The organism is Acaricomes phytoseiuli DSM 14247, from assembly GCF_000376245.1.
Lineage (GTDB): Bacteria > Actinomycetota > Actinomycetes > Actinomycetales > Micrococcaceae > Renibacterium > Renibacterium phytoseiuli.
The window spans coordinates 1-14,901 of the sequence record NZ_AQXM01000059.1 but is presented as its reverse complement, the minus strand read 5'-3'; the positions used below and the strand labels follow the sequence as shown (position 1 = coordinate 14,901).

13 protein-coding genes and 1 pseudogene are annotated in these 14,901 nt (G+C 64.9%); 8 read left to right on the top strand and 6 right to left on the bottom strand.

Annotated features, from left to right (window positions below; translation table 11 throughout):
• Positions 1 to 128: 128 nt before the first annotated feature.
• From C501_RS0107710 to C501_RS0107695, 4 genes and pseudogenes are all read left to right on the top strand, one after another.
• Positions 129 to 1,331, top strand: a complete 1,203-nt coding sequence (locus C501_RS0107710) for a thiamine pyrophosphate-dependent enzyme (protein WP_026174734.1) — start codon at positions 129 to 131, stop codon at positions 1,329 to 1,331.
• On the top strand, positions 1,331 to 2,404 hold the full coding sequence (locus tag C501_RS0107705; protein ID WP_018135050.1) for an alpha-ketoacid dehydrogenase subunit beta: 1,074 nt from the start codon (positions 1,331 to 1,333) through the stop codon (positions 2,402 to 2,404). Before C501_RS0107710 ends, C501_RS0107705 begins: the two co-directional genes overlap by 1 nt.
• Positions 2,401 to 3,781: pseudogene (locus tag C501_RS12840) on the top strand (dihydrolipoamide acetyltransferase family protein). Before C501_RS0107705 ends, C501_RS12840 begins: the two are co-directional and overlap by 4 nt.
• An 88-nt stretch (positions 3,782 to 3,869) precedes the next feature.
• Entirely contained in the window at positions 3,870 to 4,751 is an 882-nt protein-coding gene (locus C501_RS0107695) for an MBL fold metallo-hydrolase (RefSeq protein WP_018135049.1), read from the top strand.
• Here the strand turns inward: C501_RS0107695 and C501_RS0107690 are convergent.
• Positions 4,738 to 6,048 carry an acyltransferase family protein gene (locus C501_RS0107690; RefSeq protein ID WP_018135048.1) on the bottom strand — a complete coding sequence of 437 codons (1,311 nt, stop codon included), beginning with the start codon at positions 6,046 to 6,048 and terminating at the stop codon, positions 4,738 to 4,740. The genes C501_RS0107695 and C501_RS0107690 overlap by 14 nt on opposite strands.
• A gap of 145 nt (positions 6,049 to 6,193) precedes the next feature.
• On the opposite strand from C501_RS0107690, the gene C501_RS0107685 reads away from it, so the two are divergent.
• A complete protein-coding gene (locus C501_RS0107685) occupies positions 6,194 to 7,417 on the top strand; it encodes an MFS transporter (protein WP_018135047.1) in 1,224 nt (407 codons plus the stop codon).
• A 10-nt stretch (positions 7,418 to 7,427) separates the two neighbouring features.
• On the opposite strand, the gene C501_RS0107680 is transcribed toward C501_RS0107685, so the two are convergent.
• Positions 7,428 to 8,327: a phosphatase PAP2 family protein gene (locus tag C501_RS0107680; protein WP_018135046.1), complete on the bottom strand. Its 900-nt coding sequence runs from the start codon at positions 8,325 to 8,327 to the stop codon at positions 7,428 to 7,430.
• 39 nt (positions 8,328 to 8,366) lie between these two features.
• Between C501_RS0107680 and C501_RS0107675 the strand changes: the two genes are divergently transcribed.
• Together C501_RS0107675 and menD are read left to right on the top strand one after the other, a co-directional pair.
• A complete protein-coding gene (locus C501_RS0107675; RefSeq protein ID WP_018135045.1) occupies positions 8,367 to 9,407 on the top strand; it encodes an o-succinylbenzoate synthase in 1,041 nt (346 codons plus the stop codon).
• A 135-nt stretch (positions 9,408 to 9,542) separates the two neighbouring features.
• The gene (gene menD / locus C501_RS0107670) at positions 9,543 to 11,273 is read left to right on the top strand and encodes a 2-succinyl-5-enolpyruvyl-6-hydroxy-3-cyclohexene-1-carboxylic-acid synthase (RefSeq protein ID WP_156807695.1); all 1,731 of its coding nucleotides are present in this window, start codon (positions 9,543 to 9,545) and stop codon (positions 11,271 to 11,273) included.
• On the opposite strand, the gene C501_RS0107665 is transcribed toward menD, so the two are convergent.
• From C501_RS0107665 to C501_RS0107650, 4 genes are all read right to left on the bottom strand, one after another.
• Positions 11,270 to 12,076, bottom strand: coding sequence for an amino acid ABC transporter ATP-binding protein (locus C501_RS0107665; RefSeq protein ID WP_018135043.1), 807 nt, complete (start codon positions 12,074 to 12,076; stop codon positions 11,270 to 11,272). The two genes, menD and C501_RS0107665, sit on opposite strands and share 4 nt — an antisense overlap.
• The gene (locus C501_RS0107660; RefSeq protein WP_018135042.1) at positions 12,073 to 12,981 is read right to left on the bottom strand and encodes an amino acid ABC transporter permease; all 909 of its coding nucleotides are present in this window, start codon (positions 12,979 to 12,981) and stop codon (positions 12,073 to 12,075) included. Before C501_RS0107660 ends, C501_RS0107665 begins: the two co-directional genes overlap by 4 nt.
• Entirely contained in the window at positions 12,981 to 13,892 is a 912-nt protein-coding gene (locus C501_RS0107655) for an ABC transporter substrate-binding protein (protein WP_018135041.1), read from the bottom strand. Before C501_RS0107655 ends, C501_RS0107660 begins: the two co-directional genes overlap by 1 nt.
• A 239-nt stretch (positions 13,893 to 14,131) precedes the next feature.
• On the bottom strand, positions 14,132 to 14,554 hold the full coding sequence (locus tag C501_RS0107650) for a hypothetical protein (RefSeq protein WP_211206360.1): 423 nt from the start codon (positions 14,552 to 14,554) through the stop codon (positions 14,132 to 14,134).
• A gap of 150 nt (positions 14,555 to 14,704) precedes the next feature.
• Here C501_RS0107650 and C501_RS0107645 point away from each other — a divergent pair.
• Positions 14,705 to 14,901: transposase (locus C501_RS0107645; RefSeq protein WP_026174481.1), on the top strand; the 197-nt coding region annotated here is incomplete at its 3' end.

Below are 14,901 nucleotides of genomic sequence, written 5' to 3'. Positions count from 1 at the left end.
TTTGTCTTCATCAGAAGAGAAATTCACTCGATTCATCTCCAGTATATGTGATTCATATCATATTTACGGTTTTGGCGAGGATACTGGAAGACAAACGAGCTGAGCACAACGTCGATGAGGACCCCGCGATGACCATCTCCCCGGCTCCCAGCCAAGAGCGCATGCGGCGCGACCCCCAGGAGATCTCCAGAAGCTTCGGGATCAGCGCCGAGGATTATATGCTCCCGGCGCAGGAGCAGATTCAAATCGTCGCCCCGGATGGCTCTCTCGCCTCCCCGGGCGACCGCCAGGCCGGGCATGAGTACCCGCTGCCCCCGAGGGAACAGCTGCTGACGGCCTATGCCGCCCTCGTAACCGGGCGTCGGATCAATGATCAGAATTCGGCTCTGGTACGGCAGGGTCGGATGGCGGTCTACCCCTCCAGCCACGGCCAGGAAGCCTGTCAGATAGCAGCTTCGCTGTGTCTGGAGCCGGGGGACTGGCTGTTCCCCACCTACCGGGACGCGGTTTCCGTGATCACCCGGGGCGTCGATCCGGTGGAGGCCATGATGCTGTTCCGCGGGGACTGGCACGGCGGTTATGACCCGCTAGAGCACCGCATCGGTATCCAGTGCACGCCGCTGACCACACAGCTGCTGCACGCCGTCGGAGTGGCCCAGGCGGCGCAGCTTCGCGGTGAAGACACCGTGGTGCTCGCGATGTGCGGGGACGGTGCCACGAGCGAAGGTGATTTCCACGAGGCGCTCAACTTCGCGGCGGTCTCCGGAGCTCCCGTGATCTTCTTCGTGCAGAACAACAAGTACGCCATCTCCGTGCCGCTCGCCCAGCAGTCCGCCGCACCATCCCTGGCGCATAAAGCGGTCGGCTACGGAATGGCCGGTGAGCGCGTGGACGGCAACGACGTCGCCGCGCTGCTCGCGGTCCTGGGCCGGGCGGTCGGCCTGGTCCGGAGCGGATCGGGCCCGCTCCTCGTCGAAGCGAACACGTACCGCATCCAGGCTCATACCAATGCCGATGACGCCAGCCGATACCGCGAGGATGAAGAAGTCGCCGAATGGCTCGGCAAAGACCCGATCGCCCGGATGCGCGCTTATCTGCGCGGCACCGGGGATCTCGACGATCAGCAGGAGCAGGAGATCGCCGACCATGCAGAACGCATCGCCGTGCAGCTGCGGGACGGTATGAACGCGGAGCCGGAACTGGACCCGCAGGATCTCTTCCGGTTCGTCTACGCGGGGCGCAACCCGCAACTGGCGGAGCAGGCTGAGCTGCTTGCCGAAGAACTGGGCCGGGCCGACCAGCAGAATTCCGATGAGACAGGCGGCCTCTGATGACCAGCACCGTGGAAACCCGGCAAGCAACCGGCAGTAACTCCCCGTCGAAACCGTCGGTCACGATGGCTGCGGCGCTCAATCGGGCGCTCGCCGACGCCATGGCCGCTGATCAGAGCGTGCTGATGTTCGGCGAGGACGTCGGCACGCTCGGCGGCGTCTTCCGGATCACCGACGGCCTCAGCGCGCGGTTCGGCCAGCAGCGCTGCTTCGACACCCCGCTCGCCGAATCAGGCATCGTCGGCACCGCGATCGGCATGGCGATGAACGGGATGCGCCCCGTCGTCGAAATGCAGTTCGACGCCTTCGCCTACCCCGCTTTCCAACAGATCATCAGCCACGTGGCGAAGATGGCCAACCGAACTCGCGGAAAGGTGCGGCTGCCCATGGTCATCCGGGTGCCCTATGCGGGTGGCATCGGCGGAGTGGAGCATCACTGCGATTCCTCCGAGGCCTACTACGCCCATACTCCGGGCCTGGTGGTACTGACCCCGGCGACTGCCGCAGATGCTTACCTGATGCTCCGCGATGCCATCGACTCCGATGATCCGGTGGTCTTCCTGGAGCCCAAGAAACTGTACTTCGCGAAGGAGCAGGCGGATCTCGACGAGCTCGCGGAGCAGTGGCCGGAGCGCCGGGGCGCGAGTCTGGGCCGTGCTGTCGTCGCCCGGCCGGGTACCGACGCAACGCTGCTGGCCTATGGGCCGTCGGTGGCCCCGGCCTTGGCCGCGGCGGAGATCGCTGCGAGCGAGGGGCGTTCGCTGGAAGTGGTCGATCTGCGCTCATTGACGCCTTTCGACGACGAGACGGTTTGCGCTTCGGTACGCAAAACCGGCAGAGCGGTGGTAGTCGCGGAGGCTCCCGGGTTCGCCTCGGTGGCCGCGGAGGTCGCAGCCCGGGTCCAGGAGCGCTGCTTCCATTCACTTGCCGCGCCGGTGCTGCGGGTCACCGGATTCGATATCCCGTACCCGGCCCCGAAACTGGAGAAGTTCTATCTGCCGGACGCGGATCGCATTCTCGATGCGGTCGATGCCCTGCAGTGGGATGACGAGCTGGTGGAGAACGGGCGATGAGCGAGAAGACTTTCCTGCTGCCGGATCTGGGCGAAGGCCTCACCGAGGCCGAGGTAGTGCGCTGGCTCGTGTCCGAGGGTGACACGGTGGTGATCGACCAGCCGGTGGCCGAGGTGGAAACCGCTAAGGCCCTCGTCGAGGTGCCCTCGCCCTTCGCGGGAGTGGTGGCTCGCAGACACGGGGAGGCCGGCCAAGTACTCGATGTCGGCGCTCCGCTGCTGACGGTCAGCGACTCCGAGGATCACTCTGAAAAGAGCGAAGACCAGGGTGGCAGCGAGGGCAGTGCTGAAAAAGATGTTGCGCGCGTTGCTGCGGAAGCCTACCGCACCGAGGAGCGGGCGGGCAGCGGCCAGGTGCTCATCGGCTACGGGACCTCGGGGGAAGCCGGCTCCAGCGGACGCTGCCGGCCTGCACGCCGGGGAAGCTGCTGCTACTGATCGTGCTACTCGTGCTGCTTCTGCTGCTCCCGCTGAATCCGAGGAAAGCGTCTGCGCGCCCCGGGTGATCTCCCCGATCGTCCGCCGGCTGGCCCGGGAGGCCGGGGTCGATCTGCGCACTCTTCCCGGTTCCGGCCCGGAAGGGCTGATCCTGCGCGGCGATGTGCAGGCTGCCGCGGCTGATGCGGCATTACCGAAACAGTCCGGAGATTCAACGGCCGAAGATTCAACACAGGACGGCCGCTCGGGCCTGCCCGTGCTTGCCCGTACCCCGTTGAGCGGCATCCGGCGCACCATTGCGCAGCAGCTCAGCCGCAGCCGCAGGGAGATCCCGGAAGCCACAGTCTGGGTGGATGCCGATGCCACGGCCTTGTGCCGGCTCCGCGAAAGCCTCAAGGCCAGCGGTGAGCAAGCCCCCAGCCTGCTCGCGTTCATCGCCCGGTTCGCCCTGGCCGGCCTCGTGGAATTTCCGGAGCTCAATTCGCGGATCGAAGCAGAGCAGATCCTCAGCCTGGATGGAGTGAACCTCGGTTTCGCCGCGCAGACCGAACGCGGCCTCGTGGTGCCCACCGTCCGCTCCGCTCATCGACTGAGCGCTCGCGGCTTGGACGCGCAGATCCGCAGGCTGACAGCCGCCGCCAGGGAAGGCAAAGCGGCACCCGCGGACCTCAACCGCGGAACTTTCACCATCAACAACTATGGAGTCTTCGGAGTCGATGGTTCAGCGGCGATCATCAACTATCCGGAATCCGCCATCCTGGGCATCGGTCGGATTCTGGAGAGGCCGTGGGTGGTCTCAGGGGAACTCGCGGTGCGGAAGGTCGTGGAGCTGACCCTGGCCTTCGACCATCGGGTCTGCGACGGCGGCACCGCAGGAGGCTTCCTGCGATATATCGCCGATGCCGTCGAAAACCCTGCCCGGGTGCTCGCGGATCTCTAGATCTCAGATCTGACGATGCGGCAGAATAGAACGCAAGACCGAGCACATCGTCAGCATCGGGGCGATGGGGAGGACAGTGGTGAGGCATATGCCAGGATCGCCGACAGCCGAACAGCAGGAGCCGGGCGAGCAGGGTCTCGCGGCACCGTCGTGGCGGAAGCTCGGTGACGAAAGCTACCTCCTGCAGCTGCCCCTGGTGGGTTATCCCGGAGCCACGCTCAATATCGGCCTCGTAGTCGGCTCGGAACGAGCTCTGGTGGTAGACACCGGCTGCGGCCCGCGCCAGGCAGCCGTCATCCTCGACTCAATCCGGCAGATCACCGAACTGCCCCTGACCGTGGTGAACACCCACGCCCATTACGATCATTTCTTCGGCAACGCGGCATTCGAGCAGGCCGGGGTAGCTGAATTCTGGGCTCAGGAGAACGCGATCCGGCAGATGTCCGAGAACGGCGAGCAGCAGCGCTCTCTGGTCGCTGAGGAGGAGCCGGAGATGGCGGCTGCGGATGCCCAGGGCGCTGCGGCCATCAGGATCGTCATTCCGCAAGCAGCGGTGGGGGAGCAGCCGGTTCTCGTGGATCTCGGCGAGGTCTCCGTGATGCTCTTCAGCCTGGGCCGGGGCCATACCGACGGGGATCTGCTGGTGGGGACCCCGAGCACACTATTCGCGGGAGACCTCGTGGAGGAGGGCGGATACCCGAGCTTCGAGGATTCCTTCCCCGCGGATTGGGCGGATACTCTGAGGCAGCTGTCAGCTTTGCGGCACCGCTACGAATTCCTGGTACCGGGCCACGGGGAACCGATGAGCGATGCGGAGGTCAAAGCGATGGCTACGACGATGTCGACCGCGGTGCGCCTGGCCCGTCAGGCGACGCAGGAGACGCCGCACGATGCCACGAAGGCGATTCCCATCCTGCCTTATGGCCCGGAACAATCCCGCTGGTTCATCAGCAGGCTCAAACAGCTCTAGACCTGACCGGCCACGCCTGGACGAGGAGCAGGGCCAGAGCCAGGGTAGCGGTTCCCCACAGCACATTGTTCACGTCCAGGCCCATTCGCATAGCGGTGAAAGGGCCCGCGGCGGCTAGCGCATTGGCGAGTAGTACACGGCCCAGATTCGGCGGCGCAGCGCCCGCGGGTAAAGCGGCGGTGGCTGATTCCAGTGGGGCCAGCGGCCAGGTGACGGCAAAGGTCAAGACTAGGACCAGCACGATGATCATGGGTCGGCTGAGCCACCAGGATGCCCCGCCGGGCTCCGGGAAGGGCAGTCCTAGAGCCAGGAAAATGCCGAAGAGCGCGATGATCAGTGGAAGATGCCAGAGATACACCGTCATGGCGCGGCTGCCCATCAAGAACATCACACGCTGAGTAGCGGTGAACTCGGTGAACCTGCGGAGTGCTGGATACGCGGCTTTGACGAGGCAGATCTGCGCCAGCCCGATGAGGACCAACGGTGCCAGCGGTGGATTCTGAGCGGCCAGCATATCGACGGGATACAGGCCTCCGGAGATGATATCTATTTGGGTCAGCGGGATCATCAGCAGATAACAGGTGATCGCGATGCCGATCAGAGCGCTCCGGGACAGTCCGTCGAAACCGCCATCGGCGAGGAAGAATCCGATCTGCTGGGCGAGTGCCCAGACGAAGACCATGTTGAGGAGCCCGATAGCTTCCAAGCCGGTGATGAAGCGCAGCGCATCGACGGCTAAAGCGCAGGCGGTCAGAAAGGCTACGGTTGCCAGCGGCGCGGCCTCATGCCAGCGGGCAAGCAGCGGCACCAGCGACTGGCAGATCAGATATGCGGCCAGGAACCACAGCTGCACGCCGCTTCCGGCGGCCACCGCGGAGAGTAGGGATTCCGGGGCACCCAGGAGCTTCGCGGACCAGAGTGCTATGGCCAGGAAGGCGTAGAGTGGGAGTGCCGGCCGGGCCAGCCGCAGGAGCCGACTTCGCAGATATGTGGCGGCGGTGAGCCCCTTGCGCTGGTGCGAGCGCCATGAGGTGAGTGAGGCGAAGCCGCCGACGATGAAGAACAGCGGCATGATCTGACCCCACCAGGTGCCCTGGGCGAACCAGGAGAGCGCGGTCAACGGATTGCTGATGGCGATGCCATCGCGCACGCTGATGCCGACCATGAGCACATGCATCACGACGACGGCGAACATGCACGTGGTCCGGATGAGATCGATCACGAGATCCCGATTGGCCAGGTTGGCCGACCAGTTCGGCGAATCATCGGCGTGTTTGAGAGTTTCGCGGGTTTTCATGTTTCCTCCTGAGGTATCGAAAAAAATATATCAAGAGAAAATATAAAATAAGCAGCAGGCTGAGCAATTATTCCTTTATGTTGCTAAATTGTGATGTTCGAGCCTGCTCGTGAAGAGTATCCCCAGGCCGGGGCCGTTTCAGGTGATGGCTGATCAGGAGTATGCTGACAGTGTGACTCGGGACGGTGAGGGCTTCAGCTTCCGCCCGATCGCACTACCCGCCTTCGGCCCGTCGCTGCTCTTCGGCCTCAGCGAGGGCGCCATCCTCCCGGTCATCGCACTGAGCGCCAGGGATCTCGGCGCCTCAGTCGCCATGGCCGCATTGATCGTCACGCTGATCGGGGTCGGCTCCCTGATCAGCAATATCCCGGCGTCCCTGCTGATCGACAAGTACGGTGAGCGCTGGGCCATCGTCGGCGCCGCGGTGCTCTCCACGCTGGCGATGCTGCTCTGTCTCAGTGCGCCGAATCTGTGGTTCTATGCCCTGGGGATCCTGATGATCGGCTCGGCTTCGGCGGTTTTCAAGCTGGCCCGGCAGAAGTATCTGACCGAAGCGGTGCCGGTACTCTACCGGGCCCGTGCGCTCTCCGCCTTGGGCGGGGTGATGCGCATCGGGATCTTCTTCGGCCCCTTCATCGGTGCCGTGGCGATTCAGCTGATCGGCTTGGCCGGCGCGTACTGGGTCGGGGCTGCAGGGGCGGTAGCCGCAGGCCTGATCGCCTTGGTGCTCCCGGACCTGCCGTCGCGTCAGCGCAGCGGTGCGCAGGGGCCCATCAAGATCACTCTGCGCGGCATCGTGAAGGCTCATCGCGGTGTTTTCCTGACTTTGGGCGTCGCGGTGCTGCTCATCAGCGCGGTGCGCGCCTCCCGGCAGGCGGTGCTCCCGCTCTGGGCCGAGAACCTGGGCCTCGATGCGGCGACGACGTCACTGATCTACGGCCTCTCCGGTGCCGTGGACATGCTGGTTTTCTACCCGGCGGGCAAGCTCATGGACCGCCGCGGCCGGGCCTGGGTCGCGGTGCCGTCGATGCTGATCATGGGCTTGTCCCTGCTCGTGCTGCCCTTGACCACCCAGGCGGTCGGCCTGCTTGTGGTCGCGCTGGTGATCGGCTTCGGGAACGGCATCGGCTCCGGGCTGGTCATGACTCTCGGTGCGGATTATTCGCCTCCGCGCGGCCGAGCGCAGTTCCTCGGCATCTGGAGGCTTCTGGCCGATCTGGGCTCGGTATCCGGCCCGGCGCTGATCTCGGCCCTCACCGGCTTGCTCTCCTTGGCCGCTGGTATCAGTGCTACCGGCTTCGTGGGACTGCTGGCCGCTGCTGCCCTGTGGTACTGGATACCTCGCCGCAAACCGCTGGAGGCAGACTGAGCCGGGCTAATCAGCTGCGCCGGCTCTGGGAGCTGAAGAGCAGGATGCCCGCAACGCAGAGCAGGTAGCCGGTGATCACGATCAGAGACACTCCGGCTAGAAAGTAGTTGACAGTACTTTCTTGAGCTTCACCGCTCCGCAAAGGCCACAGCGCAGCAGCCGCGACCAAAGCTGCGCCGATCCCCAGCACTGCGGCCAGTGACGGCCAAAACCCGGAGGACGCCCAATGCCTGGCGAGCCTCGGCTCAGGCCGGTGCGCGGTATCGAAGCGCAGGAGCAACCAGCCGCCCAGAGCAGTCCAGGCCGCCACCAGCAGATAGGCCGCCACCACATCGGCGGGCCGGTGCCACTGATTGATCAGCGTCGATACTCCGGAGGCGATAGCGTAACTGCCGCCGATAAAAGCCACCAGCGGTCTCCAGCGGGCACTGGAGACCAGGAATACCGCGATCACCGCACTAGCGGCCAGCGCACTGTGACCTGAGGGCAGCGAATTGAGATCCAGGGTCTGAATTCCGCGATCCGGCCTCTCGGGGAGCGAAGCCTTGAGCAGCTGCGTGCTCAGATTGGCGCCGAGGGCCATGGCCACTGCTACCACCCCGGCCAGCCATCGGCGGCGGCAGATGGTGATCAGCAGCACCAGTACCGAGCCGGTCAGCACGGAGATCATCGGCAAGGCGTCGAGGAAGTGCGAGATCGGGTCACCGATGCGGCGTTGCACGACGGGTGCTTCGAGCCATGCGGACTCGTCGATGAACTGGCCCGTGGTGGTGCGCACGAAGTAGAGATAGGTGCCGATGAGCCCGAGGAGTGCCACCGCGGCGGCCAGCAAGAAGAGACCGGGGTGCGCCGAAGACCGGCCCTGGCCGGAGCCGGGTCCGGGCTGCTGCGCGGTTCTCGCCGATGACACTACTCCAGAGTAACCGCGTAGAGCGGCTAGGCTCGAAAGATGCCCTCCGGAGCCCATAACGCGCGATCCCTCCCCCTGCCTGCCGACGTGCTGCCGGGGGTCGCCGAGATGATCCAGAACGCCCATGTGGTCTGCCTGCCCATGCGGGTGCGCTTCCGCGGCATCGATCACCGTGAGGCGATGCTGCTGCGCGGCCCCGCGGGCTGGGCGGAGTTCAGCCCGTTCCCCGAATACGGCGACGCGGAGGCGGCTCGCTGGCTGCTGAGCGCCTTCGAGGCGGGGTGCCTCGGGTATCCGGAACCGAAACGCCACCGGGTACCGGTCAATGCCACGGTTCCGGCGATTCCCGCCGCAAGGGTGCCGGAGCTGCTGGCGCGGTTCGGCCCGGTACCGGCGGTGAAGGTCAAAGTGGCCGAAGCCGGGCAGAGCCTCGATGAAGACCTGGCACGAGTGGCCGCGGTGCGCCAGGAGCTCCCCGCCGCCGCGGTACGCATCGACGCCAACGCGGGCTGGGATCACCGCAGTGCGATGTCCGCGTTGTCCCGTATGGCCGAATACGAACTCGAATACGCCGAGCAACCGGTGGCCGGCATCACCGGGCTGGCTCGTTTGCGCGAAGGCCTTGCAGCTCAGGGCATCCCGGTGCTGATAGCGGCGGATGAAAGCGTTCGCAAAGAAGCGGACCCGCTCGCGGTGGCCGCTGCCGGAGCGGCGGACCTGATCGTGATCAAAGCGGCGCCGCTGGCCGGAGCCCGCCGGGCCCTGCAGCTCGCCGCCGATGCCGGGCTGCCCGCCGTGGTGAGCTCCGCGCTCGATACCTCGGTGGGGATCCGTTCCGGGGTCGCGCTCGCCGCCGCCCTGCCGGAGCTGCCTTATGCTTGCGGGCTGGGCACCGTGGCCTTGTTCGCAGCGGATATCACGGTAGCGCCGCTCCAGCCCGAATCCGGCTATCTGCCGGTCCGCGAGGTACTGCCGGACCCGGAGCTGCTGGCACGCTACCGGGCCGCACCGGAGCGTGAGGCCTGGTGGCGGCAACGGCTGGCCCGATGCCATGCACTGCTGAGCTCGGCAGCGGAGTGACACAGCCCGGTGACGAACAGCCTGGGTGAAGAACACTTGCCGCAGGCCGCAGGGCCGGGTCTGCATCTGTAGCAGAATGGAGTGGTGAATGAGGAGCCCGCACCGTTGAACTCGGTTGGTCAACCAGTCAGTTCCATGGCCGCGGCCCGGTCCGTGGTTCAGGTGCTCCTTGCCGCGGGGGTCCGTTTCATCGTGATCTCACCCGGTTCCCGCAACGCGCCGTTGAGCTATGCCATCGCAGAAGCCGAGCATCGGATGCCGGACAGGCTGCGGGCCCTGGTGCGCATCGATGAGCGCAGCGCCGGTTTCACCGCAGTGGGCCTGGCCCTGGAAACCGGTGCGCCGGTGGCCTTGGTGACCACCTCCGGCACTGCAGTGGGCAATCTGATGCCGGCCGTGATGGAAGCCGACCACGCCGGAGTCCCCCTCCTGGTGCTTTCCGCGGATCGGCCCGCCGAACTCCGCGGCACCGGAGCCAACCAGACCACGGACCAACTGGATCTCTTCGGCTCCCATGTGCGGTTCGCCGCTGATATCGATGCTGGAACTGACCCGGGTGCGGCGGTGCAGACCGCTGTCGACGCCGCCATCGGGCTGCTCGAAGGCGTGGTGAGCGGGCCGGTGCAGATCAATCTCTCCTTCCGGGATCCGCTGACCCCGGCAACGGAACCATTAGCAGAACCAGTAGCAAAACAACCAGTGCAGACAAGCGCGCCAGCGCCGGTTCCCGAGGCGCTGCCCCAGCCGGCACGGCGTTCGCCGGCGGATCCCGTCAGCCCGGTCGCCATGCAGACCACGGCTGCTCGCCGCACCGTAGTGCTGGCAGGGCACGATGCGGGGCCGGAAGCAGAGGCTTTCGCCAGGGAACTCGGCCTGCCGCTGCTCGCCGAGCCTTCCTCCCGGGCCCGCTTCGGCCCCCAAGCCATCGGGCCCTACCGGCTGCTCCTGGAACATTTCGCCCCGGAGATCGAACGGCTCGTGATCTTCGGCAGGCCCGCGCTCTCCCGGCCGGTATCTGCCCTTGTGGAGAATCAAAATCTGCCCCGGGCCAGGTACCTGCCCCGGCCGGTGCCCTGGCTCGAACCGGAACGCCGCAGTGAGCAGTTCATCGCCTCGCTTCCGGAACTGGCTGATTTCGCCGGTCACGGCGCGCCGGGATGGTCAGCAGCCTGGCAGGATGCCGCCCGCTCCGCGGAGCAGGCCCTGGACGGGCTGCTCCGGGAAGAAGCCGATTCGGGCAGCCTCAGCGGCCTGCTGCTGGCGCGCGAAGTCTGGCATCGGACTGCCGGAAGGCTGCTACTGGGCTCCTCCAATCCGATCCGGGATACGGATCTCGCCGGAACCCCGGGGGAACGCGCCCCGCTGGTCTTCGCGAATCGGGGGCTCTCCGGGATCGACGGAACAGTCTCCACGGCAACGGGAATCGCTATTGCCGGCCAAGCCCCGGTGCGCGTGCTGCTCGGCGACCTAACCCTGCTGCACGATGCCGGCGGAATGCTGCTACCACGGGGGGAGCAGCCCGCCGACCTGCAGCTCGTGGTGCTCAATGACGCCGGCGGCGGGATCTTCAGCCTGCTGGAGCACGGGGCACTCGGGGAACAGCCGGAATACCGGGCCGCAGTGGAGAAGTTCTTCGGCACCTCGCATAGTGTGGACTTCGCGGCGCTCGCTGCGGCCTACGGCTGGGAGCACCGGATGCTTCGGAGCCGGGCCGAGCTGGTCAGCGCCCTCGATGCCCAGATCCGTGGCCGATCCGTGCTGGAGCTGCGGGTGGACCGGGCCGGGCTGCGCCCGCTGCACGAGCGAGTGCGCGCAGCCGTGCTGAGCAATCGGCAGGGTTGGGGAGTTCCAGGCGCTGAAGCCTAGAGCACGCGGCTGAGGAACTCCCTGGTCCGGGCGTGCTGGGGGTCAGCGATCACCTCGGCGGGATCCCCGGATTCCACGATGACCCCGCCGTCCATGAAGGTCAGGTTATCGCCCACCTCCCGGGCGAAGCCGATCTCGTGGGTGACCACGATCATCGTCATCCCGGACGCGGCGAGATCCTTCATCACCTCGAGCACATCGCCTACGAGCTCCGGGTCCAGGGCGGAGGTGGGTTCATCGAACAGCATCAGCTCCGGCTCCATGGCGAGTGCCCGGGCGATCGCCACGCGCTGCTGCTGGCCGCCGGAGAGCTGCGCCGGGTAATGGTTCATATGCTGCCCCAGACCCACCTGCTCCAAAAGCTCCTCGGCGCGCTGGCGGGCCTTGGCCTTGGGCATGCGCTTGACCTGGATAGGAGCTTCGATGATGTTCTCCAGCGCGGTCTTGTGCCCGAAGAGGTTGAAGCGCTGGAAGACCATGCCGATCTCCGCCCGCTGCGCGGCGATGTCCTTGCTGTTCAGTTGGTACAGCCTGCCCTCGTGCTCCCGGTAGCCAATGAGTTCGTCGCCCACGTAGACGCGCCCGGCATCGATGGTCTCCAGAAGGTTCACGCAGCGCAGGATCGTCGACTTCCCGGAGCCGGACGGCCCGATCAGCACCGAGACCTCGCCCTGGTTCACGGTCAGATCGATGCCTTTGAGCACGTGGTGCTCGCCGTAGAACTTATGCACCCCCTGGATCCGTACCAGCGGGGTGCCGGCGGAGACTCCGCCGGGGGTGTCGATAGCGTTCTCCGTGCTCATGCTTGCGGCCTTACCGGTTGCGGGGACAGATTGTCGACGCCTTTGCCGTAATGGCGTTCGATGAAGTACTGGCCGACCATCAGCACGCTGGTGATCAGCAAGTACCAGAAGGCGGCGATCATGAGGAACGGAATGGGTTCGTAGACCTTGTTCGCGAGCGAGTTGGTCACGAAGGTGAGGTCCAGGGTGAAGGGCACGGCCAGCACTAGGGAAGTCGTCTTGAGCAGGCCGATCGTCTCGTTGCCGGTGGGCGGCACGATGACCCGCATCGCCTGCGGCAGCACGATGCGGCGCATGATCTTGCCTTTGCGGATGCCCAGTGCCTCGGCGGCCTCGGCCTGGCCCTTGTCCACCGATTTCAGCCCGGCCCGGAAGATCTCGGCGAGATAAGCCGATTCATTGAGGGCCAGGCCGAGCAGTGCCGCGAGGAACCCCCGGATGTAGTCCCCGGTGTTGAGGCTGAAAAGCTCAGGGCCCCACGGTATGCCGAGAGCCAGTTTGGGGTACAGCGTTCCGAACAGGCCCCAGAAGAGCAGCTGGGTGTAGACCGGGGTGCCGCGGAAGAACCAGATCCAGCCCCAGCTCACCCAGCGGAAGATCCAGTTATCGGATTGCCGCATGAGGGCCAGGGTGACCGCCAGGATGATGGCCAGCAGCATCGAGGCGAAGGTCAGCAGCAGGGTCCAGCCGACGCCTTGGATGACCTTGACATCGCGCAGGTAGAGCCAGAAGAGATCCCAGCGGAACCTGTCATTAGTGGCCATGGATTGCGCGAGGAGGGCTAGGACGATCAGGATGATGATCGCGGTGATCCAGCGCCCCGGATGCCGCACGGGCACGGCTTTGATGCGCTCTACCGGTGCCTCGGCGGGCCGGGTTTCGGATGCGGGTACGGGTGATGACATCAGCCCACCTGCGGATTCACGGCGAAGGTATCGACGGCAGCGTCTGCCGACCCCCAGGAGTCGAGCAGGCTCTGGTACGTGCCGTCGGCCTTGAGGGTGTCGAGGGCGTCCTTGATCAAGCCGGCGAGTTCCGGATCAACCTTGGCTATCGCGATGGCCTGGGGTGCTTGATCGTAGGTCTCGCCGAGCTTTTCGATCTTGCCGTTGGTCTGGGTGATGGCGTAGCCGATCACGGGGGAGTCAGAGGCGATGGCGTCGAGGGAGCCGTTGACCAGCCGGGTGGTGATATCGGTCTGGTTCTTGAGCGTCACGATATCGATGGGTTGCTTCCCCTCTGCCAGGCATGCCGCATTGCGTTCTTTGAGATCCGGATCTTCCTGGGTGGTGCCGGTCTGCACACCGATGGCCAGGCCGCAGATATCGTCCAGCGAGATGTTCTCCGGGTTGCCCGCCTGCACCGCCCAGGAGGTGCCGACGTTGAGGAAAGAGACCATGTTGACGTTCTGCAGCCGTTCCGGGGTCACCGTGAAGGACGATATGCCGGCGTCGTATTTGGTGCCGAGCGCCGGGAGGATCGAGGTGAACTCCGCGCTCTGGATATCGGCTTCGAGGCCGAGTTTCTTGGCGATGGCGGTGATCATCTCGATGTCGTAACCGGTGGGTTTATTGCTGGCGTCGAGGAATTCGGCGGGTGGGTACTCGGTATTGGACCCTACCGATAGCCGGCCCCTGTTCTTGATGGCGGCTGGAACCCGATCCGCCAGCGCCGCGTCGGCGGTCACAGAGCTGATATCGAAGGTGGGGGCGCCGGCTGGCTGCGGGCGATCGAGTTTCTCGGATTCGTAGGTGCATCCTGTGAGCGCGAGCATGCTGATGGCCAGCGTCAGCGCTAGCTTACTGGCTGTCTTCATATCTTCCCTAGGATGTGCTCCGGGTACTTTAAGCAGGATGCGGAGAGCCAGATTAAAGTAACTATTCTCGTTTCATCTTTCGTCGCCCAGCCGTTAATGCGTGCGCCTCGGGCAGACCCCTGGCCCAGCCTATACGCTGCTGAATTCTTTTGACCGTATAACTTCTGCTTCGCGAGCGTCAATGCATGTCATGGGGCTGAGGGGTGGTGGGGGCGTGCAGGCGAGGAGCTGCTGCATGGTCAGAAGAGATCGTCCGATGAGTTGGTGGGCGTCGGTCTGATGTTCAGCGCAGGATCGAGAGAGCAATCGCTCTTCACTCGGATCATTGAGCTTCCAGTTGAAGCATTGACCACGACTTCAATTCCGGTAGGTGAAGTAGCCGCGATCTGTATGCTCGGCACGGGGCGGTCGGTATTGTCGAAGAGGGTTTCGAGTTTCCAGCCTTGGGATTCCCAGTAGGTTTTGATTCTTTCAACCGCAGCACGGGGGTCTTCGACAGAGTCGCCGTCCAGGGTGATGGAGAGTTCGTTACCAAGTTTTGATCCAACGTAACAGCTAGTACGGCGTACATCTTTGGGGTTGCTTCGGTCCCAGGTGGGGAAGGTGGTTCCGGACTGCTGGACTGTCTCCTCGATCGTGTCGTAGAAATCCTCACGCATCACCTCAGCCGCCCTTGTACCGTCAAAGGGGCGGTTTGGATCAGGGTTTGAGGCGCACCCACTGAGTAGTAAGACCCCGGCTATTGGGGTCTGCCCCGGGTTTGGTTGACATCTGATCTGTGAGGATTCGTCCTCGCTGGAAGGATGTATCTCTTGCCCAAGCCCTATCCGAAAGAGTTCCGTGACGATGTCGTGGCTGTGGCCCGTAAAGCCCGGGCCCCGTTATCGCAGATTGCGAGAGACTTCGGGATTTCCGAAGCCTCGTTGTTCAACTGGCTGAAAAAAGCAAACATCGAAGACGGGCGCGTGCCGGGCCTGACCGAGGACGAGCGTAAGCAGCTCCGCGAGGC